Source organism: Arthrobacter sp. lap29 (genome assembly GCF_032458965.1).
Lineage (GTDB): Bacteria > Actinomycetota > Actinomycetes > Actinomycetales > Micrococcaceae > Specibacter > Specibacter psychrochitiniphilus.
Genome location: NZ_JAUCEK010000008.1, coordinates 158,039 through 184,842 on the forward strand (window position 1 = coordinate 158,039; position 26,804 = coordinate 184,842).

The window sequence follows — 26,804 nt, forward strand, 5'->3', positions numbered from 1 at the left end:
CGCCAACACGCCAGCAGGGGCAGGCGCTTTGAAGGGCACCGCCAACTACCCGTCCCCGGCCCTAGCCTCAGCCAGGACTCTCTCCAACGGGATTTTCGAATCTGCTAACCGTGCCACATCGACTTGCCGGCCGCAGCGCACCAGGGCCTTGATGGTCTCGGTCTGGTTCCAGATGTTCACGTTCATACCTGCCAGCACCCGGCGGTCCTTGAGCCAGAACGTCATGAATGTCAGAGCTGCCGGGTCGCCGCGGAATATGATCTCGTCGTAGCCGCCAGGGGCCACATAGCCGGAATACTCCATCCCCAACTCGTACTGGTCGCTGTAGAAATAAGGCAGCTCCGCATAGACTGCGTCCTGCCCCAACATGGACCGGGCCGCCACGGCCGGCTGGCTCAGAGCGTTATACCAGTGCTCACTGCGGATGTGTTTGCCCAGCAGCGGGTGGAAGGCGTTGGCAACGTCCCCGGCAGCGTAGATATCGGGATCTGAGGAGCGCAGGTGCTTATCAACCATGACACCATTCTCAAGCTCCAGTCCGGCTGCCTGCGCCAGCAAGGTGTTGGGTACGGCGCCAATGCCTGCCACTACAAGGTCCACACCGAGCTGCGAACCGTCGCTTAGCGCCACGCCGGTGGGCTGCCGGGGATCATCGCCAATGATCCGGGTCCCCTGGACGCCGCAACGCAGGTCCACGCCATGGTCGCGGTGTATCTTGGCAAATATTTCGGCCGGTGCGGTGCCTAGAATTCGTTGGAGCGGAAGCTCTCCCCGTTCCAGCACAGTCACTTCCAGACCCGCCGCGCGTGCGGCTGCGGCGACTTCGAGCCCAATCCATCCGGCGCCGAGGATTGCCACACGTGATGAAACTGAGAGCGCAAATTTTAGTTGTTGGCTATCTTCGATGCGGCGCAGGTAATACACCCGATGTCTGTCGCTGCCGGGGACCGAAAGCTGACGTGGTGACGCGCCGGTGGCCAGCAACAATTTGTCGTAGCTGACAGGTCCGCCTCGGGCACAGTCCACCCTGTGTGCTGAACGATCAATCCCTGTGACCTTGGTGCTGGTGCGAAGCTCGACGTTGTGCTCGGCATACCAAGACTGGGCATGAACAAAGATCTTTTCCCGCTCTGATTTTCCCTGCAGAAAATCCTTGGACAGCGGCGGCCGCTCATAGGGACGCTCGGGCTCCTGTCCAAGAAGCACTATGCGCCCGGCAAAGCCCTCCTCACGCAGTGCCTGGGCAGTCTTTGCCCCGGCCAACCCGGCTCCAACAATGACGAAAGTCTCTTGGGCTCCCATGCTCTCTTCCTCTGTGCGGACTGAGCCGCTATTGATTTAGATCGATTGGCTGTAACCAAAGAATTCGTGATCGTTGTTGTAACCGCCTTGGCCACCGCCAACTTCGGAGAAGTCCTCAACGAATTCGATGCCCTTGATCCACTTGACCATTTTGAAACCGAGCTGGACCTCATTACGCAGCCGCAGAGGGGCGCCATGGCCGTAGGACAGGGCTTGATCGTTCATATCGTAAGCGAGCATAGTCAGCTCATAATGCATTTGCTCGATGGGTTGGGCATCGTAATACAGGCCCTTGTCGGAGCCCTCGGCGAAGGAGTAGAAAACAACCCATTTGGCTTCCGGGGCTGGTTTGACCAGGTCCATGATGGTTTGCAGTGAGACGCCTCCCCATTTTGCAACCCCTGACCAGCCCTGGATACAAAAGTGCTGGGTGATCTGCTCATGCTGGGGTAGGGCACGCAACGCCATTAGATCCAGGTGCACAGGGTTCGCTACCAGCCCGCTGACCTGCAACTTATAGTTGGCGAAGTCGCCATCCATGAGGTCTTTATATTCCTGTGATTCGGGATATTTGCCGTTGTGCCAGAAATAGGGAGAGATGTCCTTCTCCGTGTACTGCCCCGGCTTGGAATCGATATGTTCGAATAAACGTTGTGCGGGGCCAATCAAGGCATACCCGACCCGTTGTACCTTCCGAGGGTAACGGTACGTCAGCGGGGTCGCTGCTACCCAGGCGACCACCACGATGACCATAGACGCGGCAAAGATCCAGAACCCGGTCCAGGATTCGCTCTCCTGCGCGGCATACATGTGATTGAGGTTGGCTAAAGCACCCGTCGTCAGGACCAAGGTGACATGGATGACGATGAACAAACAGAAATAGCACATGACTAAAAAGTGCAGGGACCGGGCCACCTGAATACTGAAAATGCTACTGATCCACCTGAATTTTGTGGACAGTGCTGGCGACATGCCCAAGCCCGTGATCAGTGCCAGCGGAGCTGCGATGAAGACGGTCAGGAAATACGCGATCAGCTGCAGGCTGTTGTAGTTGGTCCAGCCTGTTTCAACGGGCCAGTTCAAGGACAAGTATTGGATGGCGACTGAGATGGAGTTGGGGATGACGTCCCAGTGCAGCGGCACCAGACGCAGCCACTGCCCTGTGGAGAAGAGCAGAACATAGAAAATGAGGCCATTGAGCAGCCACAGCGTGTCGATGCCCAAGTGCCACCAACGTGCCAGCCCGATGGTGTGGCGCCGGCCCGGCAAGCCGACTCCGGCGGGCAACGTGATGGAGTCTTCTTTTGCGGTGTACAGCGGATTGGTGGGAACAGGTTTTTGCATCCGGAACCAGCCCCTGCCCGGGGTGCTGTGGCGGGTCCAGTACAGCCGGGGATGATCAGCTAAGATCTGCCAACCTGAGCGGATGATGAAGAGCATGAAGAACAGGTTCAAGAAATGCTGCCAGCCCAGCCACGCAGGGAAGCCTACAGGGGCATCGGCGCGAAGGCTTGATGTTCCGGGATACTCGGCCATGAAAGCCGCCACCCCAGGGAGCCCGCGGATACCCTTGGCCACCGTGATCCCGATGACCACCACTACGAAGCCGATCGGAATCAGCCACAGCAGGTTAAACCACTTGCTGGCACCGATCCGTACCCGGGGAGCCACTCCGTATTGTGCCGGAATCGAGCCAGCCCACTCGGGGTCGATGACGTCGTCGTCCTTGTGAGTGAGTTCTGAGCGGAAGCTCTTGTAGGTGGGTGGACCCTCATCCGTTGCGGGCACCGGAGGCAGCTGGGAGTGTGCGCCTTGGGCAGGGACGGATGAGGTTTCTGATGGAGGATCCAGATTATCGTCTGGGTGACGTGCCATATTTTTGAGCCTACCCCCACTGGTGTGGATCTGCCAGGGTGCCAAGCTGACCACTGTCGATGGATGAATCCCAGCGTGGCGGTTGCGCCGGCTATGTCCTTGGTGGTGTCTTGTGGCGTATCAGTTTGCTCTTGTCCTCAAGTTCTAGACCGCTGACCTCAGGCAGCAGTGCCTTGACGAACCAGAAGGACAAGACGGCAAAGAACGCAAACCCGGCGTAGACGAAGCCAAGGCCGACGGCGGCACTCATGATCGGGAAGAGCAGTGTCACGATGAAGTTGAAGATCCAGTTGAATGCTGTGGCGATGCCTAGGGCCAGTCCACGGATCTTGTTCGGGAAGACCTCTCCTAAGACCACCCACATCACAGGCCCCCACGTGGCGGCAAAGAAGATGACGAACAAGTTGGCACCGACTAAGGCGATCGGCCCCCAGGGTGCCGCGAGAGTGAGGGAGTCCCCTGAACCAGTCGCTTGGGAGAACGAGATGGCGGCCGCAATAAGCCCCACGAACATGCCCACCGAACCCACCAGCAGCAGGCGCTTGCGCCCCACTCTGTCGACGAAGAAGATGGCCACAAACGTCAATAGAACGTTAATGGTGGCCGTGATGACGGAGGTTGTAAAAGAGTCTTGTTGGCTGAACCCCACAGACTGCCACAACGTGGTGGAGTAATAGAAGATTGCGTTAATACCCACCAGCTGTTGAAAGGCGGCCATGCCGATGCCGATCCACAGGATGGGTTGGAGCCCCAGTGCGGGCCCGCGCAAGTCGCGGTAGGTGGAGCGCTTTTCGTTTTCCAAGCTGTCTTGAATTTCTTTCAGGCGCTGCTCCGGGTTCGCTGGATTGGCGACGCGCACAATCACCGCGAGCGCTTCCTTACTGCGGCCCTTGCGGATTAGAAAATGGGGAGATTCGGGGATGGTCAGGGATAACAAACCATAGACGACGGCGGGAATGACACCAACCAGCAGCATCCACCGCCAGGCAGGCATGCCCCACCACAGTTCGTTGCTGGCGCCGCCTGCAGCCCCGGCCAGACCGGCGTCGGAGAGCAGTGCCAAAAAGATGCCCAGGGTGATGGCTAATTGCTGGAGCGAGCTCAGCGCGCCACGCATGCGGGCAGGGGCCATCTCACCAATGTAGGCAGGGGCTATGACCGAGGCGATGCCAATGGCGAGTCCACCAATTAGCCGCCACGTCATCAGGTCCCACACGGCGAAGGCGTATCCCGAGCCGATAGAGCTGGCAACGAACAAGAGCGCGGCCAAGACCATGACGGGCTTGCGTCCCCAGATATCTGCAAGTTGTCCGGCAAACCATGCGCCGACGGCACAGCCGATCAAGGTGATGGCGACGGTGAACCCGATGGCTGCGGAACCGAGGTTGAAGTCGGACTGGATTGAATTGACGGCGCCGTTGATCACCGATGTGTCAAAACCGAAGAGCAGACCACCCAACGCGGCCGCGAGGGTGATGACGATGATTCTTCCCTTATGGGGAATGGATTCGCCCCCGGGACGCGGGACGGCCTCTTCTGTTGGACTTGTTCCCACGTGGCACCGCGATCCTGGCCCTCTTGGATGGTCACTAGCGAAGCTGGGCCTGTTCTTGGGCTGTGGCCGTCGGCTGCCATGCGGCTCGGCAACCTTGTGAGGAAATCTATCACTTTGCCCACAAACGCAACAGAGCAGGCAACGGTGCAACAGCAGCCACATCCGTACCCCTGAGGGCGGCTGTCTGGCTGTGTTCTGTGCTCTGGTAATTAGGGGCTCTGGTGGCTGTGGATCCACGGGTGTAGCTTGATTAAAGGTGCCGCCCAGACCCTGCAGTTCACTGTCTTGATCACTCATGGAAGATTTCCACGAGAACCCCCGGTGGCAGGAGCCCCACCATGCATGAAGAACATCTTGCTATCAACCGCAGACTAGCTGCACAGTTGCGGGTGGACTCTATCCGTTGCAGCACCAGTGCCGGTTCAGGCCACCCCACCTCGTCCTTGTCCGCGGCAGATCTGATGGCGGTCCTTTTGACGGGACATCTGCGTTACAACTGGGATCAACCCGATTCCCCGGTCAATGACCATCTGATCTTCTCCAAGGGCCATGCGTCCCCGCTGTTGTACTCCATGTACAGGGCTGTCGGGGTGGTCGATGAGGACGAGCTCATCAATACCTACCGCCGCTTGGGGGCGCGCCTGGCCGGGCACCCCACCCCGACAATTCCATGGGTTGATGTGGCAACAGGTTCCTTAGGCCAGGGCCTGCCCGACGCCGTCGGGATCGCCTTGGCCGGGAAGTACCTAGACAAGTTGTCCTTCCACGTGTGGGTGTTGTGCGGGGACAGCGAGACGGCTGAGGGCTCCATCTGGGAGGCGTTGGACAAGGCCAGCTATTACCAGTTGGGGAACTTGACCGCGATTGTGGACATCAACAGGCTGGGCCAGCGCGGCCCCACTGAACTTCAATGGGATGTACAGCGATATGTTGCCCGTGTTGAAGCTTTTGGGGCCCGTGCCATCGTCATTGACGGTCACGACCTAGCTGCCATCGATACGGCACTGCGCCAAGCTCGCTCCGATACAGATACGCCCACAGTGATCCTAGCCAGGACCATCAAGGCCAAGGGCGTGACGGAGTTGGAGGACAAGAATGGCTGGCACGGCTTGGCTCTCCCGCCGGAGATGGCGGAACGGGCCATCAGTGCGCTGGGTGGACCCACCCATTTGGTCATCAAAACACTTTCACCAACCCAGGGCCACGCAGTCCCGGCCATCAAAGCCAACCCGGGTGCCGCCGTCGTACTTCCCAGCTATGAACTGGGCGAGAAGGTGGCCACCAGGGTAGCCTTCGGAGCTGCCATCGCCGCACTGGCGGCCCGCCCCGAGGTCGTCGTCCTTGACGGGGAGGTCGGGAACTCAACGCACGCCGAAGAGTTCGCCAAAGTGTGCCCAGAACGGTACTTTGAAATGTTCATCGCAGAGCAACAGCTGGTCGCATCGGCCGTGGGCTTCGCGGTGCGCGGATACATCCCGTTCGTCTCCACGTTCGCGGTATTCTTCTCCCGCGCCTTTGACTTCATCCGTATGGCAGGGATCTCACAGGTCAACATCCGATTGGTAGGCTCCCACGCCGGAGTTGAGATCGGGGAGGACGGACCATCCCAGATGGCGCTGGAAGACCTAGCCGCCCTGCGCGCTGTATACGGTTCGGTCATTTTGTACCCCGCTGATGCCACCTGCGCTGCCAAGCTCACCCTGACGATGGCCGACACCGAAGGCATTGTTTACCTGCGCACCACAAGGGGCGCTTACCCGGTGATCTATCCCGCTGCCGAAGCGTTCCCTGTTGGCGGCTCGAAACTCCACCGCGCCGGGCCCGAGGACCAGGTGGCCCTGATCGGCGCCGGCGTGACGCTCCATGAGTGCCTGTCTGCTGCCGAGGAACTTGCGAAGTTGGGCATCATGGCCCGGGTCATTGACGCCTACTCGGTCAAACCCATCGACAGGGCGGCCCTGATTGAGGCCTGCAACGTCACCGGCAGCCGTCTGGTCGTGGTGGAGGACCACTATCCTGAAGGGGGATTGGGCAGCGCGGTGCTGGAAGCCTTGGCCGATGCCCCCGTGCCCGCACTGAGAATTGCGCACTTGGCCGTCCGCGGACTGCCCACTTCAGGCAAGCCCTCCGAGCTCCTGGACGCCGCTGGCATATCTTCCCGGCACATTGTGACGGCCGCACGCGAACTAGCCGGGCGCGGACACAGCGATGACTGACACAGCGGGCACTGAAACAGAAGGAAACACGATGAAACCAACACAGCAACTGCACGAGTTCGGTCAGAGCCTCTGGTTGGACAACATCACCCGGAACCTGCTCGATTCCGGCACGCTCGAGCGTTACATTACCGAGGACTCCATCACCGGGTTAACGTCCAATCCGAGTATTTTTGACAAGGCTATTGCAGCCGGAACTGACTATGACCAGGACATTGCCGGCGGCAAGGTGGCAGGGGGCTCCGATGAGGAAGTCTTCTTCGACCTGGCACTGGCTGACCTGCGGCGGGCCGCCGACCTTTTCGCCCCGGTCCATGCACGCACCGACGGGGTGGACGGCTGGGTCTCCTTGGAAGTCTCCCCTTTGCTGGCCCGGGACACGAACGCCACCGTGGAACAGGCAAAGGCGCTGCACGCAAAAACGGAGCGTCCGAACATCTTTATCAAGATCCCAGGAACGGCCGAGGGCCTGCCGGCCATCGAGGAGTGCATCTTTGCAGGGGTGCCCATCAATGTGACACTGCTTTTCTCGGCCAAACAATACCAAGATGCCGCCGAGGCATACCTACGCGGCATCGAGCGGCGGGTGGCTGCCGGGTGGAACCCCGTTGTTCCCTCCGTAGCCTCGCTGTTCGTGAGCAGGTGGGACAAAGCTGTCGCCGGACGGGTTCCAGACCACCTTGAGAACCGGCTGGGCATCGCTGTCTCGACGCTTGCCTACAAGGGGTACCGAACGCTGCTGGAGTCCGCGAGGTGGGGCCGGCTGGCCAACGAGGGAGCCAGGGCTCAGCGCTTGCTGTGGGCGAGTACCTCCACAAAGAACCCGGCCGCGCCGGATATTTTGTACGTCCAAGCGTTGGCCGCGCCCTTCACCATCAATACGATGCCTGAGGCCACGCTGTCCGCCTTCGGCGATCATGGGGAGGTGGGAGACCTACCAGTGGCGAAGGCCCAAGCCGCGAAGCAGACCCTGTCATCCTTCGCTGAGGTCGGCATCGACCACCAGAAGCTTGCCGGAGAACTCCAACACGAAGGCACCGAATCCTTCGACGCATCATGGAAGAACCTGTTGGAGAGTATCCGCTCCAAGTGATAAATGGTGACAGCAAGCAGCCGCTAATACCGAGTCTGCCGGGAATGCAGGGGACGCCGGCACAGCACCTGCGAAAGGATGAACCATGGCAACAAACGAGGCACCAAACGAGAACAGCAACAGCACGCTCATGAAACTTAGTGACATGGGTGCCAGCATTAAACTAGGCGATGAGGATGTCCGTAAATATTCCGTGAAAGACAAGGACGGCCACGACATCGGGAAAGTCCATGACCTGCTGATCGATCCGCGCGAAAAAAAAGTCCGGTTTTTGGTGGTGGAATCCGGCGGGTTCCTAGGGATGGGCGAGAAGAAGTCATTCATCCCCGTTGACGCCATCACCGGCATCACCCCGGGCGAGGTTCACATCGACCAAACCCGTGAGCGGGTAGCAGGGGCGCCGCCGTACGACCCAGAGCTGGTCACCACACGGTCCTACCACCAAGACTCCTACGGCTACTATGGCTACTCGCCTTACTGGATGGGTGGCTATTCATACCCGGTTTTCCCCTTCCACTTTTTAGGACCAGACAAGGAGCCAGAACCACCTTCCGATTCCACTTCTTCACCCTGAGGTGCTGCGCCATGTCACTTCTAAGAACAAAACTCGTGAAGAAGGAAAAAGCAGCCGAAGGGACCATGCTGTTCCAGTTTGAAAAGCCTGAAGGATTCACGTACACAGCCGGTCAATTCGCGGACTACACCCTGCTTGAGCCTTCAGAGACCGATGCGGAGGCAAACACCCGGGGATTCACGCTTGCCAGCGCCCCCTATGAGCCGAACCTGATGTGCACAACCCGCATGCGTGACACCGCATTCAAGCGTGTACTCAAGAACATGCCTTTGGGCACCGACGTGGAGCTGGATGCCCCCTACGGTTCTTTTACCCTGCACAGCAAGCTGGACAGGCCCGCGGTTTTTCTGACCGGCGGAATCGAAAATCACGCCTGTGCGCAGCATCATCTTGCAATCGGTCCACGACAAGACTGGGCACATGATTATGTTGTTCTACTCCAACAAGCGTCCCGAGGATGCAGCATTCCTGGACGAGCTGAACCATGTGGCAGATGCCGAAGCCAACGTCACCGTCGTGCCCACTATGACGGGGCCGGAAAATCCCGGCATGGCTGGACCGGGGAAACCGGGTACGTCGATGCAGCGATGCTGGCCAGGCATATCCAGGACCTGAGCGCGCCGATCTACTATCTTTGCGGGCCAGCCAGGATGGTGACCGCCATGCGCAGCCTCCTCAACGGTGCAGGGGTAGACGACGACGATATCCGCACCGAAGAGTTTACCGGCTACTAGAAGCCGGCGGCCAGCCCCGTTTCTCAAGGATCGTGGTGATCTTCGAACCGAACCCGGAGAAGGTCGCGCCCTATCTGAGCCGTCAGCTGTGCACGGAGTTGGCCGTACGCATGCCGGAGATCCTTATCGAGCAGCTGCCCACCAGCCATGCCGGGCACGGGCGTGAGTTGGCCAGGGCCGCTGCACAGCAGTCCTTGGCGTCCTGCTCTGGTGGCGAGGGTTCGGGTGGATTGCCACTGCTGATCGTGTCCGTCAGCGGAGACGGTGGTTTCAACGACGTGGTCAATGGCGTCATGGACGTCCCCAACAGCACCACGATCTGCGCCGTTTTGGCGGCTGGGAACGCCAATGACCATCGGCGCAGCATCGCGACCATGACCGTCGTGGACGCGATCGTTGCCGGGCCCATCCGCCAGATGGACCTGTTGAAGTTGACTGTCCGTGACAATGGTGGCCTAACCAAAGAGCGATTTGTGCATTCCTATGTTGGTTTCGGACTCACTGCGGCCATGGCCCGCGGGATCGAAAACTCTGGCAAGGGGCGGGTGCCTGAACTGTTTGGCGTGGTACTAACGCTTCCCAGGTTGCGGTCCTTCGAAATAGTGCGGCCCGACGGGGCCCGGGCCCGGTTCGACAGCCTAGTTCTTGCCAACGTCAACGGAATGGCAAAGTACGGAACTGTGAGCGACTCAAGGATTCCTGCCGACGGGCAGTTCGAGGTCATCTCCCTGCCGCACACCACGCGTGGGGCTCGGTCACCAGAGAAGCGTTTCCCGTTACGAATTCAGTACTGAGGTCCCTTTGCCAGGCCAATTCGATGGTGAGATCTTCGACGTTCCAGCTGGTGCCTCCGTTCTGGTGGAAAGCGCCCACCGTGCTCTGCGAACGCTCGGATAGCAGCTCGCCATGAAGACCCTCAACGGGCCCGCAGAAAGGGCTGGGGATGGTGGAAACGCCCATTGGTAGAGATAGCCGGTGCGGCCAGATAGAGACTTTGGACCCTGTGCACGGCTCCCGCCGGGAGTCAGTATGAGAACTAAAAGGACGGTTCATGCCATGAAAGAATCGACACGCCCAGAAGGCTCGCCAGTTGTGGTGGGAGTCGACGGTTCACCGGAATCAATTCTTGCTTTGAAATGGGCAAACACGTTGGCACCAACCCTCGGGGCCACCATCACAGCGGTTATCGCATGGCATCTTGAGTCGATGTACGGCCCCTTCGCATCTTCTGACTGGGATCCTGAATACACGGCACAGCAGGTCATCGAAACAGCGCTGGTTCACGCATTCGGGGACAAACCGCCTGACGGCATTGGCAGCAAAATTGTCCGCGGCCAGCCAGCGAAGGTTTTGCTGGACCTGGCTGAATCGGCGCAGCTTCTCGTTCTCGGCTCACGTGGACACGGCGGATTCGCAGGCTTGTTGCTGGGCTCTGTCAGCTCGGCCTGCGCCGCACACGCCACCTGCCCGGTGCTGGTTGTGCACACTGAAACGAAGCAAGAGAGATTGACCAGCCCTGCCCAAGGATTCCAAGGCGGTGACGATGAGCCTGCTGGCAAAGCATGACGTCAACGGCCTACCGATAAAGTTGCTGTCCATCGCAGATGCGGCCCAGAACACGCCCGAGCAGGTGCTGGCTGAACTTGACTCGAGCGCTCTGGGACTTTCCAGCCGTGAAGCGCAGGATCGCCTGGCTGCCGTGGGACCCAACGCGCTGCGCAGTCACAAGGCCAGCCCATGGTCAGTGCTGGGCCGGCAGCTGGGCAGTCCCATTCTGATCCTTTTGATTGTCACTGCCAGCCTGTCCCTGTTTCTCGGGGATGCGACGAATTCGATTGTCATTGGGGTCATCCTGCTGGTCAGTGTGGGCTTGGGCTTCAGCAACGAATTCCGGGCCGAACGCGCGGCCGAGGCACTGCATTCCCGCGTCACTCACACGGTTGTTGTCCTCCGGGACGGCACTGCCTGCCAAATTGACGTGGTGGGTTTGGTGCCCGGGGACGTGGTGCGGCTGGCCTTGGGTGCCATCATCCCGGCGGACATCCGGCTGCTGACCAGCGAGGAGATGTTATGCGATGAAAGCATCCTCACGGGGGAGTCCCTGCCTGCGGAAAAGACCACTTCAGCCATCGTCGGGGAGGCGGCACTGGCGGACCTTTCCTGCTGCTTGTTCATGGGAACCGTCGTCCAGAGTGGAAGCTGCGCGGGAGTTGTCGTCGCCACCGGAGGCCGGGCCGAGTTTGGTCGAATTGCCATGGGTCTGGGGGAGCGTCAGCCGCAAACCGAATTCCAGCGGGGCCTGAAACGCTTCTCCTTTCTGCTGCTGCAAGTGGCCGTCGGCCTGACAACACTGATCTTCATTGCAAACCTCCTGCTGGGCCGCCCCCTGCTGGAGTCCCTGCTGTTCTCCCTGGCCATCGCCGTCGGCATCACCCCGCAGCTGCTGCCCGCTGTCGTTAGTACCTGCCTCGCAGCAGGAACCCGGGCCTTGGCCAAGCGGCAGGTGTTGGTCAAGAGGCTCATCTGCATCGAGGATCTTGGCGACATGGATGTACTGGTCACGGACAAAACCGGGACCCTAACCGAGGGGCGTATCAGCTTCCAGGCGGCCCTGCCCATCCTGCCCGAGGTTTCCGAGCAGGGGCTCTTCACGCTGGGACTTGTCGCCACTGAAGCTGACTACACGCACGGCACAGTCTCCACTGTGGGCCAAAACCCCCTTGACGCCGCTCTCTGGGAATCGCCGCAGGCCAACGACTTTGATGCTGGGCGCCACCGCAGACTCGGCATCATACCGTTCGATCACAGGCGCCGAATGACCAGCGTTCTGGTGGTGGATGCGGCCGGTGCCCAAAGGATTGTCACGAAGGGCTCACCCGAGGATGTCATGGAGCTGTGCTCCAATATCCCGCCGCATGCGCTGGCGCAGTTGGATAAACAGTACGACGCCGGGGCACGGGTCATCGCCGTCGCTACCCGCACCGTCGTGGGCATGACCGCGATCAAGCCAGCGGATGAGAACAGTCTGACCCTGGCCGGTTTCCTCATTTTCCTGGACAAGCCCAAGGCCAACGCCAAGGACTCCCTGGTGGAGTTGGCTTCCTTGGGCATCGCTGTCAAGATTGCCACGGGAGACAACGCCAAGGTTGCCGAAAAAGTGTGCCGGGACCTGGGCTTGGTGTCCGGCGGGACGCTGACGGGCGTCCAAGTTCAGGCGCTGACGGATCCGGAACTGGCCACGGCCGTCCGGGACATAACTATTTTCGCCCGGGTCTCACCCGAACAGAAGGCGCGCATCATCCGTATGTTGCGCCAGGACGGCCGCGCTGTCGCCTTTCTGGGTGACGGCGTCAACGACGCCCTGGCGCTGCACCACGCCGACGTCGGCATATCCGTGGACAGTGCCACCGACGTGGCCAAGGATGCGGCCGACATTGTGCTGATGGACAAGGACCTTGGTGTCCTGGCCGAAGGAGTGCGGGAAGGGCGCCGAATTTTCGCCAACACGATCAAGTACGTCCTCATGGGAACTTCGAGCAACTTCGGAAACATGTTCAGCGCCGCAACCGCCTCCGTTGTGCTCAGCTTCTTGCCCATGCTCCCTGGCCAAATCCTGCTCAACAACCTACTCTACGACACCGGCCAGCTTGCCATTCCCGGGGACAAGGTCGATGCGGAGCAGCTGCTGGCCCCCTCTCATTGGGACATTGCGTCCATCCGCCGGTTCATGCTCTTGTTCGGCCCGATCAGCTCACTGTTCGACTTTGCCACGTTCGGCCTCATGCTGTTCGTCTTCACGGCGGCACCGGGGGAGTTCCGGGCCGGCTGGTTCATCGAGTCCATCGCCACCCAAACCCTGATCATCTTTGCCATTAGGACCCGGCGCGTGCCGTTTCTGCGCAGCCGCCCCTCCGCCGGACTGCTCTGGGCTTCTCTGGGTGTTGTGGCGGTCGGCATCTATTTGCCGCTTTCACCCTGGGGCGCCATCTTGGGCTTTGATCCGCTGCCCGTGCCCTTCTTTCTGGCGTTACTGGCGATGACGGTGGTGTATCTGGTGCTGGTGGAATTTGCCAAGAGATGGTTCTTTTCCCGCCCATCCCAAGGACGGCCGGTGGCGCGCGGCCGCGGACGCGCCCACCACATTCACCGGCGTGCGGCAAGATTTAGTGTGGCCGCTGCGCTGAAATCGCCGTGAAGCCGCGAAACAGGTCAAGCAGTGAAACTGTGAAGCCGTGCTGCGGGAAATCAGCGGCCAGTTAGGGCTTCTTTCGGAACAGGCCCAGTCGCGGGGACGTGTACGCTGCTGCGCCGAGGGGAGGTGCATCCAGAACTGGACCAGCCGCCAGCCGATCACCCCCAGAAGTGCTACTCCTGCCGGTGTGCCGAAGCCAATTCGCGGCTGCGAGCAGTATATCCAGGCCCACCCTGCGGGGCTCTTGACGAGGTGGAGGAGTCGTTCGGCCATCGTGCCAAGGAAGGTCTCGATCCAGTCCTCATTCACCGGCGGGATACGCCGCGCGATGGACCGCGGCCACTTATTAATTGTCCGCGGTGTGTGGCGGGTCAGGAACCACATTCCGACGCCCGAGGCAAGGAGAGCAACAAGTGCGAGGACGGAGTCAGTTCGGTAGTACATATTGGCAGAGATGGTGGTGAGGGACAGTAGCAGTCCCGCGGCAAAGAGTGTCGCCAACACGAGATTGGAACCGGAAATTTGGATGGCCGCAGCGCTCAGGGCTTTTTCCGGGGGACTCCTGCGCGTTGCAACAAGCGGTACCGGACTGCCGCCGCCCCGCCCCGGGCACCACATGGCTGACGCCAACGTCGGATGAATCGATGCGAAGAAGGGTGAAGTAGCTCGGGCGTCCGGCGCCCAGGACGGAGGCGCTGAGTGCGGAATAGGCAAGAAAGGAGGCAAGCTCAAGACCGACCGCCAGTAGTACCAGATACACGGATAGCTGTTCAAGGGAACCCAGTGTCGGCACGGCATTGGAATATTGCGGCAGGATGATCCACCACACGGAAGCGCCATGGATGATGACGGACGCAGTCACCAAAAGCCACCGGGGGATGCGACCGTGAACCACTGCCGGGGGTGTGGGGGCCCCGCGTGTGGGAAGTCTAGGTTCCTCGGAACCCTCTACAACCGGTTCAGGCCGCCCGTCGGAAGGACTCAAGCCGGTGTCAGGGTAGGGAAATCGAGAATCATCATCTTCGTCCACCGCCCCGTCGGTGCCGCCCCGTCCATGCCAAATAGGTGCTCAACGCCCCCACTGCACCAACAGCGCCGGCAAGGAGCGGTTTCCCCCACTTTGTCAACCGCTCGCTATCCGCCGTTGCCACATCCCCGATGCCTCGGATGAAAGCGGCGGCAACCATCCCGGCAACCAGTCGGTTGCCAATCTGTTCAACACGGGCCACCATCGGCTCCAACTCGGAGGCACGCAGACGGACTTCGACGCCGTCGTCCATGCGTCCAGCCAGCCGCTCCAATTTCTCCGGCAGGTCCAGGCCGAGCTCGGCCACCGTCAACCCCAACCGGGAGAATGCCTGGGCCAGATTCCGGGGTTCAAAACGCTCCAGTGCCATGTGCTTGGCATAGGGCTTCAGGACGTTGCCGAGGCTGAAGTCAGGATTTAAGCGGGCCCCCATGCCCTCCGTCATGAGCAGCATCTTGGCCAGCAAGGCCATTTCACGAGGCAGCTGAAGACGGTGGTTGCGCAAGATCGCCAGCAGCTGGACCACCAGCGGGCCGATTTCGAGCTCACCTAATTTTTTGTCTTGGTACATCTGGACAAATACGGTTGCGTCGTAGCGTAGCGCAGCCCGGTCTGCGGTGGGCGGAGCAGTGGAAAGGTTCAGCAGCGCACTGCTGATCCGGTCGGGGTTGTTGGTGGTGAGTGCCTGCAGTAGTTTGGCCAACTGCTCACGCAGAGGTGCACGCACTTCCCCGACCATGCCAAAATCAATGAGCCCAATGGTGCCCGACGTTTCGACAAACAAATTGCCGGGGTGCGGGTCCGCGTGAAAGAAGCCATCTTCAAAGATCATTTTGGCAGCGGCCCGGGCTGCCCGGTCGGCAAGGTCATGCGTGTCGATCCCCGCCTCAATCAGCCCTTCGACGTCGTCGACCTTGATGCCGCGGATCCTCTCAATGGTGAGTACCCGAGAACTCGTTGTCTCCCAAAAGATCCTGGGAATGTGGATGCCCGGGTCAGCAGCAAAATTCGCCGCAAAACGTTCCGCGTTGCGGCCTTCTTGCAGGTAGTCAAGTTCAGCGCGCAGGGTGGCTGCGAAGTCAGCCGCGATGCCGCTGAAATTGAAGTCAGCAGCAGCCGGCCACGTACGGTTCGCGTAGGTGGCTAGGTTCTGTAATATCTCCAGGTCCTCGTTGATCCGTGCCACAACACCCGGGCGGCGAACCTTGACAACAACTTCGGTGCCGTCGAAAAGTCTCGCCGCATGGGCTTGGCCGATCGAAGCGCTGGCCAAGGGTGCGTCGTCGAACGTGGCGAACAGTTGTTCCGGCGCGGCGCCCAATTCCTGCTGGATGACAGCGCGGACAGCGTCCACTGCCACAGGTGGTGCACCGTCTTGAAGTTTGGAGAGCTCGGTGAGGTAGCCCGGGGGCAGCAGATCCGGGCGGGTGGAGAGCATCTGACCGAGCTTGATGAACACGGGGCCGAGCTCTTCCAATGCAAGCCTGATGCGGTGGGGGTTCGTGATTTGGGGTTTTGAGCCCACGGCCTGTGCCACCCGCCAACGGTCCACCCCGGTGGCGGCCACGAGGGATCCTAGTCCGTGGCGACCCAGTATCTCTGCGACCTGGGCCAATCGCTCAAGGTGGGTGTTCATGCCCGTGGCTGCGCATCATCGGCGCCACCGTGGCAATTAGTGTTGTCTGCAGGTCTGCTCATACCCCTCAGTATGGGCAGTAGGGCGGGAAGTTGCCAATGGCGCCACACGGTAAAACTATCTTCTCGCAGGTGCGTCACACGGGCGTAGGATGAACCGTATCGACGGTATTTTGAACGCGAACAGTCATGATCGCGACGCCGTCGATTCGGATGCAAGTGGACGGTTTTTCAGCCGAGACGGGAGCGCTGACCAAGACGCAGCACATGGCTGAACCGGCTCCGACCGATCCACACACGCCAACCGTGAACCGGTTCCAAGTCTCTCTGAGCATTGACCGCCGGCCCCAGCTGACCCGGATCTGCCAGCGAACTTAACACTTTACGGCTTGGTTCCTTGAGAATTGAGCCCAATTCCTAGGGAGTTGTCATGACTGTCATTGTGGCCCATATTATGGTGGTCGTGATACTGGCGCTGATTGCGCTCAAACTCTCGATCCGTGTTCTCACAGGGTACGAGATGGGTGTGTTGTTCCGGCCCGACAGGATGCCCAAGGTCCGTTGGCGGACCATCACTATGCCGATCCAGTTGCAGGGCATCACCTGTGAGAACGTCAGCGTGGACATTCGAGAGAGCCTCGACGTCAGGACAGTGGATTGGGGTGTGGAGGTCACCGGCGTGGAGCTCAAAGACCTCCAGCTGGCGGACAGCATGAAGCGCGTAATGGCTCACCCGCTTGCGTTGCAGTTGCGCAACCTGCAATCCCTGATCGAAATCGGCGTCGACAAGAACACGACAGTGCTCTTCCCGCCCTGCGCACCCAACAATGACAAGGGATCAAGCCATGACCAACAACACCGATGTCTGCGAAACCGCCCCGCTTCCGGGGCCCCCGTTGAGTCAGGAACTGCTGCACCGCATGGATGCCTATTGGAGGGCGGCGAACTACCTGTCGGTCGGACAGCTCTATCTCTATGACAATCCGCTGCTCAAGCGCCCGCTGGCGCTCTCGGATGTGAAACCGCTGGTGGTGGGGCATTGGGGCACCACACCAGGACAGAACTTCATCTATGTGCATTTGAACCGGGCGATCGTGAAGTACGGGTTGGACATGTTCTACGTTTCCGGGCCCGGGCATGGCGGACCGGCCTTGGTGGCCAACACCTATCTGGAGGGCAGCTATTCGGAGATCTACCCTGACGTCAGCCAGGACGAGGCTGGTATGAAGAAACTGTTCAAGCAGTTCTCGTTCCCGGGAGGCATTTCAAGCCACGTGGCACCGACCACTCCGGGCTCGATCCATGAGGGAGGGGAGCTGGGCTACTCGCTCAGCCATGCGTTCGGGGCCGTGTTCGATAATCCGAGTCTGGTGGTCGCGTGCGTTGTTGGCGACGGGGAGGCCGAAACAGGGCCGTTGGCCACATCGTGGCAGTCCACGAAGTTCCTTAACCCTGTCAGCGACGGGGCAGTTCTGCCCATCCTGCACCTGAACGGATACAAGATCAGCAACCCCACCGTGCTGGCCCGGATCGAGCACGAGGAACTTGATGCGTTCCTGCATGGCTGCGGGTGGGACCCGCGCTATGTCGAAGGCAGCGATCCGGAGCAGATGCACCAGCGGATGGCCACCGTGCTGGATTCGGCCATTGAGGACATTCTTACCATTCAAGCCGACGCCCGTACCGGTGGCAGTACCACCAGGCCGCGCTGGCCCATGATTGTGCTGCGATCCCCCAAAGGGTGGACAGGGCCCAAGGTGGTTGACGGCCTGAAGATCGAGGGCACGTTCCGCTCGCACCAAGTGCCGTTGCTTGTGGACGATGGCCACCCAGGTCACGTCAGCCAGTTGGAGGCGTGGATGCGCAGCTACAAGCCCGAGGAACTGTTCGACGCGGACGGGCGGCTGCTGCCCGAACTGGAGGCGCTGGCCCCGTCCGGGGAACGGCGGATGGGTTCGAACCCGCACACCAACGGCGGGCTGCTGCTGCGGGACCTGCGTATGCCCGACTTCCGCACGCACGCCGTCGCCGTGGCCGCACCCGGAGCCGTCGAGGCCAAGGACACTCTTGTGCTGGGGAATTTCCTGCGTGAGGTGATCGCACTGAATGCGGAACGGCGCAACTTCCGTCTCTTCGGTCCGGATGAGACATTGTCCAACCAGCTGGGCGCCGTATTCGAGGTCACCGACCGCCAATGGGAGGCCCGCACGATCGAGGGCGATGAGTTTTTGGCCCCGTCCGGTTTGGTGCTGGACTCGATGCTCTCTGAGCATCAGTGCCAGGGCTGGCTGGAAGGCTATCTGCTGACGGGCCGCCACGGCTTGTTCAACTGCTATGAGGCCTTCATTCACATTGTCGACTCAATGTTCAACCAGCATGCCAAATGGCTGAAAATCACCAAGGGACTGCCGTGGCGCCGTGACATCGCCTCGTTGAACTACCTGCTTGCCTCCCACGTGTGGCAGCAGGACCACAACGGTTTCACCCATCAGGATCCCGGCTTCCTTGACCATGTGGTGAACAAGAAGGCGGACATTGTCCGGGTGTACCTCCCACCGGATGCGAATTGCCTCCTCACCGTCGCCGACCACTGCCTGCGAAGCCGCCACTACGTCAACGTCATCGTCGCTGGCAAACGCGATATGCCCCAATGGCTTTCCATGGACGATGCCGAGATCCACTGCACCCAGGGAATCGGGATCTGGGAGTGGGCCGGCAACGACCGTGGCGCCGAGCCCGACGTCGTCATGGCCTGCTGCGGTGACACCCCTACCCTTGAGGTGCTGGCCGCCGTCTCGATCCTGCGCGAGCACCTGCCCGAGCTTAAGGTCAGGGTGGTCAATGTGGTGGACCTGATGAAGCTCCAATCAGCCAGCGAACACCCCCACGGGCTCTCCGACGCAGACTACGACTCGTTGTTCACCCGCGACAAGCACATCATCTTCGCGTTCCACGGATACCCATCCCTGATCCACCGCCTGACGTACCGGCGCAGAAACCACAACCTGCACGTGCGCGGCTACAACGAGGAAGGCACCATCACCACGCCCTTTGACATGCGCGTGCAAAACCGGCTCGACCGCTTCCACCTGGTCCAAGACGTCATCGACAGGCTGCCCCAGCTCGGGGCTAAAGCGGACTACCTCAAGCAAGAGATGGCCAACAAGCTCATCGAGCACAACCTTTACATCAACCAACACGGTGCGGATCTGCCAGAAATCCGCACCTGGACCTGGGACCCGGACGGGGCATGTCATGGCCAGTAAGAAACCGGCGGCCGCCAATCCGGGGAGACCTGTCCCCGGGAGCGATGCCGCGACCGCGGAGAGCTTGAAGACGCTGCCCATGCAGGAAGTGCAGCACCAGCTGGGAACATCGCCGGATGGGCTGGGCCAGGTGGAAGCTGCGAAGCGGCTGATTCAGTACGGTCCAAACGAGATCGCCGAGCACCACGCGAATGCGCTGCTGAAGTTTTTGTCATACTTCTGGGGCCCGATTCCCTGGATGATCGAGGCCGCCGTCATCCTGTCTGCTGTGGTGGGGCACTGGCCGGACTTCTTCATCATCTTGGTGTTATTGCTGGCTAACGCCCTTGTGGGCTGGAGTGAGGAGCGCCAGGCTGGCAATGCCATCGAGGCATTGCGGGCGAAGCTGGCAGTCACAGCGCGCGTCCGACGCGACGGAACGTGGATCACCCCGGCAGCCCGGGAGCTAGTTCCGGGAGACGTCATCAGGCTTCGGCTCGGCGATATCATTCCCGCCGATGCGCGCCTTTTCGCAGGTGATGAGATTGAGGTTGACCAATCCGCACTGACCGGGGAATCGCTGCCGCTCACCTGTGCCCCTGGCGATCCAGTGTATTCCGGCTCGATTGTCCGCCGCGGCGAGATTGACGGTTTGGTCTATGCAACGGGCGCCAACACCTACTTCGGCGCCACAGCTGAACTGGTACAGGGTGCGCACACGGTCAGCCACTTCCAAAAGGCCGTGCTAAAAATCGGCAACTACCTCATCATTCTCGCTGCCGTGTTCGTTGCCGTGATAGTTCTCGTGTCGCTGCTGCGCCATGACCCGCTGCTGACCACGCTGCAGTTCGCCCTGGTGCTGACGATTGCGGCGATCCCTGTCGCCATGCCCACGGTGCTGTCAGTAACCATGGCTGTTGGTGCCCGGATCCTCGCCACGAAACAAGCCGTCGTCTCCAGGCTTGTGGCGATTGAGGAACTCGCCGGCGTCGACGTTCTCTGCTCCGACAAGACAGGAACGCTGACCCAAAACTCACTGACACTGGGGGACCCGTTCTGCGCCGATGGTGTCACGGCCGCAGAGGTGATCATTGCCGGGGCGTTGGCCTCCCGCGCAGACAACGACGACCCCATAGATCTCGCTATCCTCGGCGGGCTCAGCGACCCTGACGCACTGCACGGATACACCGTGACGGGCTACCAGCCCTTCGACCCGGTCAGCAAGCGCACCGAGGCCACCGTCACGGAAAAAGGGGCCGGTACAGGAACAGAGCAGCCCACGTTCAAGGTCAGCAAGGGGGCGCCGCAGGTGATGCTGGCCCTGGCTACTGACGCATCCGCCGTGAAATCCGCCGTCGATGCGGCGGTCAACGATTTCGCCACCCGCGGGTACCGTTCCCTCGGCGTGGCCCGCACCGGTCCGACGGGTGACTGGCGCTTTCTGGGCGTCCTGCCGCTGTTTGATCCTCCGCGTGAGGATGCTGCGGCCACCATTACCACCGCCCGTGAAATGGGTGTGGAAGTGAAGATGGTGACCGGGGATGCGTTGGCAATCGCCAGGGAAACCGCCGTCAAGGTCGGTTTGGGTGCGAACATTCTCGACGCCGCCGGCCTGGGGGAGGTGCAGAAGACGGAAAGCGCCACAACTGCCGAGTCTATTGAAAGGGCCGACGGTTTCGCCCAAGTCTTCCCGGAACACAAATACCACATTGTCGAGGTCCTGCAGCAGCGCGGCCACATCGTCGGCATGACAGGCGACGGGGTCAACGACGCCCCGGCCCTCAAGAAGGCGGACTGTGGCATTGCGGTGTCCGGTGCCACCGATGCCGCCCGTGCTGCGGCCGCGATTGTGCTGCTCACCCCGGGCCTGTCGGTGATCATCGATGCGATCAAGATCAGCCGGCGGATTTTTCAGCGGATGAATTCCTACGCCATGTACCGCATTGCCGAGACGCTGCGCGTGTTGCTCTTCGTCACCCTCACCATACTTGTGTTCAACTTCTACCCGGTCACCGCCATCATGATCGTGATGCTCGCACTGCTAAACGACGGCGCGATCCTCTCGATCGCCTACGACAACGTCCGCTATCGCAGCCAGCCAGAAGCGTGGAATATGCGCGTGGTGCTGGGGATAGCGACAGTGCTGGGTGTGCTCGGCCCGATCGCCGCCTTTGGCCTGTTCTACCTAGGCGATCGGGTCTTCGGCATCGGCCGTCCCCAGCTGCAGACCATGATGTATCTGATGCTGTCGGTGGCCGGTCACCTAACCATTTTCCTGACTCGCACACGCGGCCCGTTCTGGTCCATCCGGCCGGCCCGCATCCTGCTGTTCGCCGTGTTGGGGACCCAAGTAATTGCCACGCTCATTGCCGTGTTCGGACTGTTTATGACACAGCTGGGATGGGGGTGGGCGGCCTTCGTCTGGGGTTACGCCATCCTATGGGCGTTGCTCAGCGACCGTGTCAAGCTCCTCGCGTACAAGGTGCTTGATCCTGCCGTTGCACTAGCTGCTGGGGGCGGTCACAAGATCCGGTGAGAGCTCGCTGGTGCTGCAAGAAAACTCGAACCGGTCCCCACCTAGAACACTGTCCCCACCTAGAACACTGGCTCCACCTGGAACACGGAGCGCACATTAGATCCTTGCGTATGGCGTCGTCGTGTGTTCGGGGTTAGTTGTAAAGCCGGCTGTCGAACACGGAACGGGGCTGTTGCTGTGGGCTAGGGTGGGCGATGACCACGCGAGTGCCGTCCGGGTCGTGGCCCTCAACGAACGTCACCCCTGCGCTGGTATGCGTGTAGGTGTAGGCGCCGCGGTCCTTTAATACCTGCTCGAAGTGCGTCAGAGCCTGGGCACTATCGGTGGCCCACATCAGGTGTTGCTCGCCAATGCCACCCGTGGGGTGTCCCTTGCGGCTACCTTTGGCCACCAGATAAATCTCGAAACCATCCGGAGATAATATCAGCGCTCCGTTGCCGTGGCGCAGGGCGAGAGTGCAGCCGAAGACGTCCTGATAAAAACTCAGAGAGCGTTCCAATTCGGCGACGACGATGACGGCGGATGCAACCTTCGCTGTGTAGTCCATTACTCCATTCTTGCCCCGTCCAACCGGTCTGGCTAGAGCGGGTTTCTCGCCGTCTTTGACCGGAGCTGCATCCGGATCAAGCAGTAGATCGGCCAGATCAGCAAGGACAACATCGGCACCGTGTCGCCGTAATTGGTCGGCATAGTCGTGGGTGCCGTCGGTGTCGTGATGATTGACTCCAATCACCAGAGCAAAGTGGCCGGCTTTGCCTGCCTCTACCCCCGCCAAGGCGTCTTCGATGACCACGGCCTTGGCAGGATCCACACCCAGCAACCTGGCACCTTCGAGGTAACTGTCCGGTGCGGGCTTGCCTGCCAGATTGCGTTCCTTGACCACCTGGCCGTCAACACGGGCGTTGAAAAGTTCGGCTATCCCCGCAGCGTCAAGCGCCGCTGCTGTGTTCTCACTGGCGGAGACCACAGCAGTGGGTGTTCCTTGGGCATGCAGGGCCTTCACCAGCGCCACGGCGCCGGCGTAACTTTCGATGCCACTGGTTTTAAGGGCGTGCAGAAGCAGCACGTTCTTACGGTTTCCGAGGCCTATGACCGTGTGGGCGTCAGCAGCATCCCCATCCGTTCCTTCGGCCAGGGTGATACCTCGTGCGGCTAAGAAATTTCGCACCCCGTCGGCGCGTGGTTCTCCGTCAACGTAGCGCTGGTAGTCAGCGCCCGGATCGAACGGGCTGAAGGACTTTCCGAGCCGGGCACCCTCTTCGTGGAGGAATTCGTCAAAAGCCTGCTTCCAGGCAGCGGCGTGCACCGAAGCGGTCTTCGTCAGAACACCGTCGAGGTCAAAGAGCCAAGCGTCATAGGCGGCAATGTCCACAGCAGGGTGTCCGCCACCGGGGTGGTGCAGGTTACTCATGGTAAGTCCTTCGCTGTGCGGATCCTGCGGCGTCCACTGCGCAGGAGAGGTTCGCGACCCGCCGGCTGGGTGGGCCGTTTGGCTTCTTCTGGTGCCAGCACCAACGCCGGTGTGGGGCACGACGTCGGCTCTTTTTTCACGATGACGGGCTCACCAAAATGGAATATCTCCAAGGCTGTACCTTCCAACAGCTGGTAAATCGTGCAGCCAGGGATGGTTTCGACCTGCAGGCACCGCCCCTGAAACAGGACGCGAAAGCACACCCGAGTCAGGCCCTCGGGTAGGCGCGGGGCAAAACGTAGCGTGCCACCTCGTTCACGCATACCGCCCAGACCGGCAACCAGGGCAATCCACGTGCCAGCCAGCGATGCGATGTGCACGCCGTCGCGAGTGTTGTGTTCAAGATTTTCCAGATCCATCAAAGCTGCCTCGGCAAGATAGTCATAGGCCAAGCTCAAATGACCTACTTCGGCGGCCATCACGGATTGAGTACATGCGGACAGCGAAGAGTCGCGCACGGTGAGGCGTTCGTAATAGCGGAAGTTCGCGGCCTTTTGTTCCGCGGTAAAGGCATCCCCGCGCAGGTGCATGGCAAGGACCAGGTCTGCCTGTTTCACCACCTGCTTGCGGTAGAGGTCGAAATACGGGAAGTGCAGCAGCAGCGGGTATTCTTCGGCGCTGGTACCGGCAAAATCCCACTCCTGGTGCGCCGTGAAGCCATCTGCTTGCGGATGCACCCCGAGGACGTCGTCGTAGGGGACCATCATGTCCCGCGCGGCATCGCCCCACGCGGCCATCTCCTCCTCGTCAATGCCCAGTTCACGGGCCCGGTCCGGATTTCTCTTGGCAACCTCGACGGCGGAGACCAGATTGTGCTGGGCCATCAAGTTGGTATAGATGTTGTTATCCGCGACGGCACTGTACTCATCGGGACCGGTGACCCCGTCGATGCAGAATCGGCCTTGGGCATCGTGGTGGCCTAGGGATTGCCAGAACCGTGCGGTCTGCATCAGCAATTCCAAACCAATCTTCGCCTCGAAGTCAGTGTCACCGGTGGCGTTCATATAACGGACGAGCGCGTCGGCAATGTCGGCACCCACGTGGAAGGCTGCAGTTCCCGCCGGCCAGTAGCTGGAGCATTCCGCTCCTGTGATGGTGCGCCAGGGAAAAGCTGCCCCTTTCATACCGAGCTGGGCTGCCCTATCCAACGCGGGCTGCAGGGTCGAATGCCTCCATGCCAAGGCATAAGCAGCAGCTGTGGGGACGGTGTATGTCAGGACAGGAAGAACAAAAGTCTCCGTGTCCCAAAAGGCGTGCCCACCGTAACCGGTCCCTGTCAGGCCCTTGGCGGGGATAGCCCGGCGCTCGGCCCGGGCCCCTGCCTGCAAGACGTGGAACAACGCGAACCGGACAGCCTGTTGGATCTCGGCATCGCCATCCACTTCGACGTCGGCCCGGGCCCAGAAATCATCCAGATAGGTCCGCTGTTCGGCCAGTAGTCCCTCCCAACCGCTCTGGTGTGCCCCCGTCAGGGCGGCGTCCACCTGGTCGCCAAGCTCTTGGCGGGTTCGTTCCGCGGACCAGCCATAAGTGACGAATTTGACGAACCGCAGCCGCTGCCCCGGCTCCAAAATGACCGTCATGCTGACCCTGCCCATATCGGTGAAGCTCTCGCTCAGCACCTGCATGGAGTCTGGCCCATCCACCAGATGATCCATGGCTGCAGCCACCAAAAGGTTGCTGAGCTCGGTCCTGTGTACCAGCTCTACTCGCATGCCGTCGCTGGCGTGCATCTGCGAGCGCAACGGTGACTCCAGCACGGCCGCTGCACGGGGGTCTTCACTGCCGGGAGGCAACGGCTCGTTGACGACCAACTCTGACTGGATCACCAAGCGAACCGGGCCGTCGACTGCCTCAATTTGATACTCGATGGCAGCGACGGAACGTTGGACCAGTGACACGAGCCGGGTTGATGATACGTGGACGGTCCGCCCTGCTGGTGAGGTCCAAAGCGCATTGCGCCGCAGTACACCGGCAGCAAAGTCAAGGACTCGTTCGTGGCTGTGGAGCGTGCCGTAACGCACATCGAAGGGTTCATCGTCCACCAAAAGCCGGATCAGCTTGCCGTTGGCCACATTAATCATGGTCTGGCCGGACTCTGGGTAACCGTAGCCGGCCTCCGCATAGGGCAGTGGGCGTAACTCGTGGACACCGTTGAGGTAGGAACCCGGCAGCTCGTACGGTGCACCCTCATCCAAGTTGCCCCGCCAGCCGATATGGCCGTTGGAGAGCGCAAACAAGGATTCGCTCTGCGCCAGCACGTCCAGATCCAGATCCGTCTCACGCAGGCACCATGCCTCGCAACTGAACGCTGGATGCGAAATCACGCGGACGCCGGATTGTTTTGGACCAGATCAGCCAAGGCCCGCAGGTGTTCAAGGGACCCGGCGCCTTGAGGCTCTTCACTTTCGCTCCGGTACCGGCGGCCGAAGTCTTCGAGGCGTTCCGGATCGTGGCCGTACCACTTGCACAACCGTGTTGAGAAAAACACCGTCTTGCACCACTCATCTAGATTCGCTTTTTCCCTGCTCAGGCCGTGTGACCAGATACGGTCTACCAGCACCCGGGAACCCTCCCCGTGCGCCCTGCCTTCGTAGATGCGGCCCGCCCTCACCTTGTGTATGTCCGCCATGACCCGGCATTCCTCTCCTCGGCACCAGTCTCGCAGTTCCGGTTACCCGTGGCTAGGACGTATGTGTCAAAAGCATTATTTCCTTGGCCCGTATCAACTACGAACCATAAGAGGGTCGTATTCGTTGCGATGGAACGAACATTTCCGGTGTGGTGGTGGAGAAGGATGCGCTGACCGTGTGCCGTGCGAAGTGGGGCACCTGCGGGGTCGGGTAGCAACGGCTTTCCGGGCACGAGAAGCTTCCTCACAAGATCCTGCGCCGGGCACTGCACCAAGCGAGAAACGGTAACCACCACATACAAATGGTCGATGACCTCATGCACACACTCGCCGGCACAGCCCACATCAGTGACTGACCACACGTTAAGCCCCCGCTAATCACATCAGGAACCGTAGCCGACGCCGCAACAGTCCTGTTTCGCCGACTCCGATTGGGTGTCCGGGATGACGAAGGCCGCCAGACAAAGACGCAATGACAAGATCCAAAAGTGGCTACCCAGAATCCATCAGACTGCTAATCGCATGAGGGCTCCGCTGGCAGCGTCCCAACCTGCAGACCCTGGAGTATCAGCAAAGGAGCCGCGCAACGATGCCTCAAGGAACAGCCAGCCACTCACGTCGCCAAGATCTCAAGGTCACAGCGAACCGACTCGGCGGTTGTTAGAGTCTCAATCGTCACCCCATCCCCGGATGCCAGGGCGTTGGAAACGTTAGAAC

The 26,804-nt window shown here is 60.6% G+C and carries 17 protein-coding genes; 10 read left to right on the forward strand and 7 right to left on the reverse strand.

All coding sequences use genetic code 11. From position 1 onward, the window contains the following. Positions 1-45: 45 nt before the first annotated feature. The 3 genes from RY113_RS14305 to RY113_RS14315 form a co-directional block, all read right to left on the reverse strand. Positions 46-1,302, reverse strand: a complete 1,257-nt coding sequence (locus tag RY113_RS14305; protein ID WP_315915106.1) for an FAD-dependent oxidoreductase — start codon at positions 1,300-1,302, stop codon at positions 46-48. Between the two features lie 36 nt (positions 1,303-1,338). Beyond that, entirely contained in the window at positions 1,339-3,177 is a 1,839-nt protein-coding gene (locus RY113_RS14310) for a molybdopterin-dependent oxidoreductase (protein ID WP_315915107.1), read from the reverse strand. A gap of 91 nt (positions 3,178-3,268) precedes the next feature. Next, positions 3,269-4,732, reverse strand: coding sequence for a sugar porter family MFS transporter (locus tag RY113_RS14315; protein WP_315915108.1), 1,464 nt, complete (start codon positions 4,730-4,732; stop codon positions 3,269-3,271). Positions 4,733-5,070: 338 nt separating this feature from the next. Here RY113_RS14315 and RY113_RS14320 point away from each other — a divergent pair, with 338 nt between their 5' ends. The 7 genes from RY113_RS14320 to mgtA all read left to right on the forward strand — a co-directional run bounded on the left by RY113_RS14320 (position 5,071) and on the right by mgtA (position 13,544). Further along, positions 5,071-6,948 (forward strand): transketolase, encoded by a 1,878-nt coding sequence (locus RY113_RS14320; RefSeq protein WP_315915109.1) that lies wholly within the window; start codon positions 5,071-5,073, stop codon positions 6,946-6,948. A 31-nt stretch (positions 6,949-6,979) separates the two neighbouring features. After that, on the forward strand, positions 6,980-8,041 hold the full coding sequence (gene tal, locus RY113_RS14325; RefSeq protein WP_110106122.1) for a transaldolase: 1,062 nt from the start codon (positions 6,980-6,982) through the stop codon (positions 8,039-8,041). A gap of 85 nt (positions 8,042-8,126) precedes the next feature. After that, a complete protein-coding gene (locus tag RY113_RS14330) occupies positions 8,127-8,615 on the forward strand; it encodes a PRC-barrel domain-containing protein (protein ID WP_110106123.1) in 489 nt (162 codons plus the stop codon). A gap of 464 nt (positions 8,616-9,079) precedes the next feature. Next, positions 9,080-9,349, forward strand: coding sequence for a hypothetical protein (locus RY113_RS18530; protein WP_354211997.1), 270 nt, complete (start codon positions 9,080-9,082; stop codon positions 9,347-9,349). Positions 9,350-9,381: 32 nt separating this feature from the next. After that, positions 9,382-10,143 carry a diacylglycerol kinase family protein gene (locus RY113_RS14340; RefSeq protein WP_245932155.1) on the forward strand — a complete coding sequence of 254 codons (762 nt, stop codon included), beginning with the start codon at positions 9,382-9,384 and terminating at the stop codon, positions 10,141-10,143. Positions 10,144-10,405: 262 nt separating this feature from the next. Continuing rightward, a complete protein-coding gene (locus tag RY113_RS14345) occupies positions 10,406-10,915 on the forward strand; it encodes a universal stress protein (RefSeq protein WP_315915110.1) in 510 nt (169 codons plus the stop codon). Further along, positions 10,893-13,544 (forward strand): magnesium-translocating P-type ATPase, encoded by a 2,652-nt coding sequence (gene mgtA, locus RY113_RS14350; protein WP_315915111.1) that lies wholly within the window; start codon positions 10,893-10,895, stop codon positions 13,542-13,544. The genes RY113_RS14345 and mgtA overlap by 23 nt, the downstream gene beginning before the upstream one ends. A gap of 1,013 nt (positions 13,545-14,557) precedes the next feature. Here the strand turns inward: mgtA and RY113_RS14355 are convergent. Next, on the reverse strand, positions 14,558-16,204 hold the full coding sequence (locus RY113_RS14355; RefSeq protein ID WP_110106127.1) for an AarF/ABC1/UbiB kinase family protein: 1,647 nt from the start codon (positions 16,202-16,204) through the stop codon (positions 14,558-14,560). A 429-nt stretch (positions 16,205-16,633) separates the two neighbouring features. Here RY113_RS14355 and RY113_RS14360 point away from each other — a divergent pair, with 429 nt between their 5' ends. The 3 genes from RY113_RS14360 to RY113_RS14370 are packed head-to-tail and all read left to right on the forward strand — an operon-like array spanning position 16,634 to position 21,984. Continuing rightward, the gene (locus tag RY113_RS14360; protein ID WP_315915112.1) at positions 16,634-17,182 is read left to right on the forward strand and encodes a hypothetical protein; all 549 of its coding nucleotides are present in this window, start codon (positions 16,634-16,636) and stop codon (positions 17,180-17,182) included. After that, positions 17,124-19,469, forward strand: a complete 2,346-nt coding sequence (locus tag RY113_RS14365; RefSeq protein WP_315915158.1) for a phosphoketolase family protein — start codon at positions 17,124-17,126, stop codon at positions 19,467-19,469. Before RY113_RS14360 ends, RY113_RS14365 begins: the two co-directional genes overlap by 59 nt. After that, on the forward strand, positions 19,459-21,984 hold the full coding sequence (locus RY113_RS14370; protein ID WP_315915113.1) for a plasma-membrane proton-efflux P-type ATPase: 2,526 nt from the start codon (positions 19,459-19,461) through the stop codon (positions 21,982-21,984). The genes RY113_RS14365 and RY113_RS14370 overlap by 11 nt, the downstream gene beginning before the upstream one ends. Before the next feature lie 133 nt (positions 21,985-22,117). Here the strand turns inward: RY113_RS14370 and RY113_RS14375 are convergent, their stop codons facing one another. The 3 genes from RY113_RS14375 to RY113_RS14385 are packed head-to-tail and all read right to left on the reverse strand — an operon-like array spanning position 22,118 to position 26,087. Further along, entirely contained in the window at positions 22,118-23,395 is a 1,278-nt protein-coding gene (locus RY113_RS14375) for a beta-phosphoglucomutase family hydrolase (protein ID WP_315915114.1), read from the reverse strand. Then, positions 23,392-25,782, reverse strand: coding sequence for a glycosyl hydrolase family 65 protein (locus tag RY113_RS14380; RefSeq protein WP_315915115.1), 2,391 nt, complete (start codon positions 25,780-25,782; stop codon positions 23,392-23,394). Before RY113_RS14380 ends, RY113_RS14375 begins: the two co-directional genes overlap by 4 nt. Then, positions 25,779-26,087, reverse strand: coding sequence for a DUF488 family protein (locus tag RY113_RS14385; protein WP_315915116.1), 309 nt, complete (start codon positions 26,085-26,087; stop codon positions 25,779-25,781). The genes RY113_RS14380 and RY113_RS14385 overlap by 4 nt, the downstream gene beginning before the upstream one ends. Between the last annotated feature and the right edge of the window lie 717 nt (positions 26,088-26,804).

What these genes read in the sequence shown, in the direction of transcription:
- RY113_RS14365 (WP_315915158.1), top strand. Translation starts at nt 17,124, where the DNA reads ATGGATGCCTATTGGAGGGCGGCGAACTACCTGTCGGTCGGACAGCTC.
- RY113_RS14305 (WP_315915106.1), bottom strand. Translation starts at nt 1,302, where the DNA reads ATGGGAGCCCAAGAGACTTTCGTCATTGTTGGAGCCGGGTTGGCCGGG.
- RY113_RS14370 (WP_315915113.1), top strand. Translation starts at nt 19,459, where the DNA reads ATGGCCAGTAAGAAACCGGCGGCCGCCAATCCGGGGAGACCTGTCCCC.
- RY113_RS14385 (WP_315915116.1), bottom strand. Translation starts at nt 26,087, where the DNA reads ATGGCGGACATACACAAGGTGAGGGCGGGCCGCATCTACGAAGGCAGG.
- mgtA (WP_315915111.1), top strand. Translation starts at nt 10,893, where the DNA reads ATGAGCCTGCTGGCAAAGCATGACGTCAACGGCCTACCGATAAAGTTG.
- tal (WP_110106122.1), top strand. Translation starts at nt 6,980, where the DNA reads ATGAAACCAACACAGCAACTGCACGAGTTCGGTCAGAGCCTCTGGTTG.
- RY113_RS14320 (WP_315915109.1), top strand. Translation starts at nt 5,071, where the DNA reads ATGCATGAAGAACATCTTGCTATCAACCGCAGACTAGCTGCACAGTTG.
- RY113_RS14310 (WP_315915107.1), bottom strand. Translation starts at nt 3,177, where the DNA reads ATGGCACGTCACCCAGACGATAATCTGGATCCTCCATCAGAAACCTCA.
- RY113_RS14360 (WP_315915112.1), top strand. Translation starts at nt 16,634, where the DNA reads ATGACTGTCATTGTGGCCCATATTATGGTGGTCGTGATACTGGCGCTG.
- RY113_RS14345 (WP_315915110.1), top strand. Translation starts at nt 10,406, where the DNA reads ATGAAAGAATCGACACGCCCAGAAGGCTCGCCAGTTGTGGTGGGAGTC.
- RY113_RS14355 (WP_110106127.1), bottom strand. Translation starts at nt 16,204, where the DNA reads ATGAACACCCACCTTGAGCGATTGGCCCAGGTCGCAGAGATACTGGGT.
- RY113_RS14375 (WP_315915114.1), bottom strand. Translation starts at nt 23,395, where the DNA reads ATGAGTAACCTGCACCACCCCGGTGGCGGACACCCTGCTGTGGACATT.
- RY113_RS14330 (WP_110106123.1), top strand. Translation starts at nt 8,127, where the DNA reads ATGGCAACAAACGAGGCACCAAACGAGAACAGCAACAGCACGCTCATG.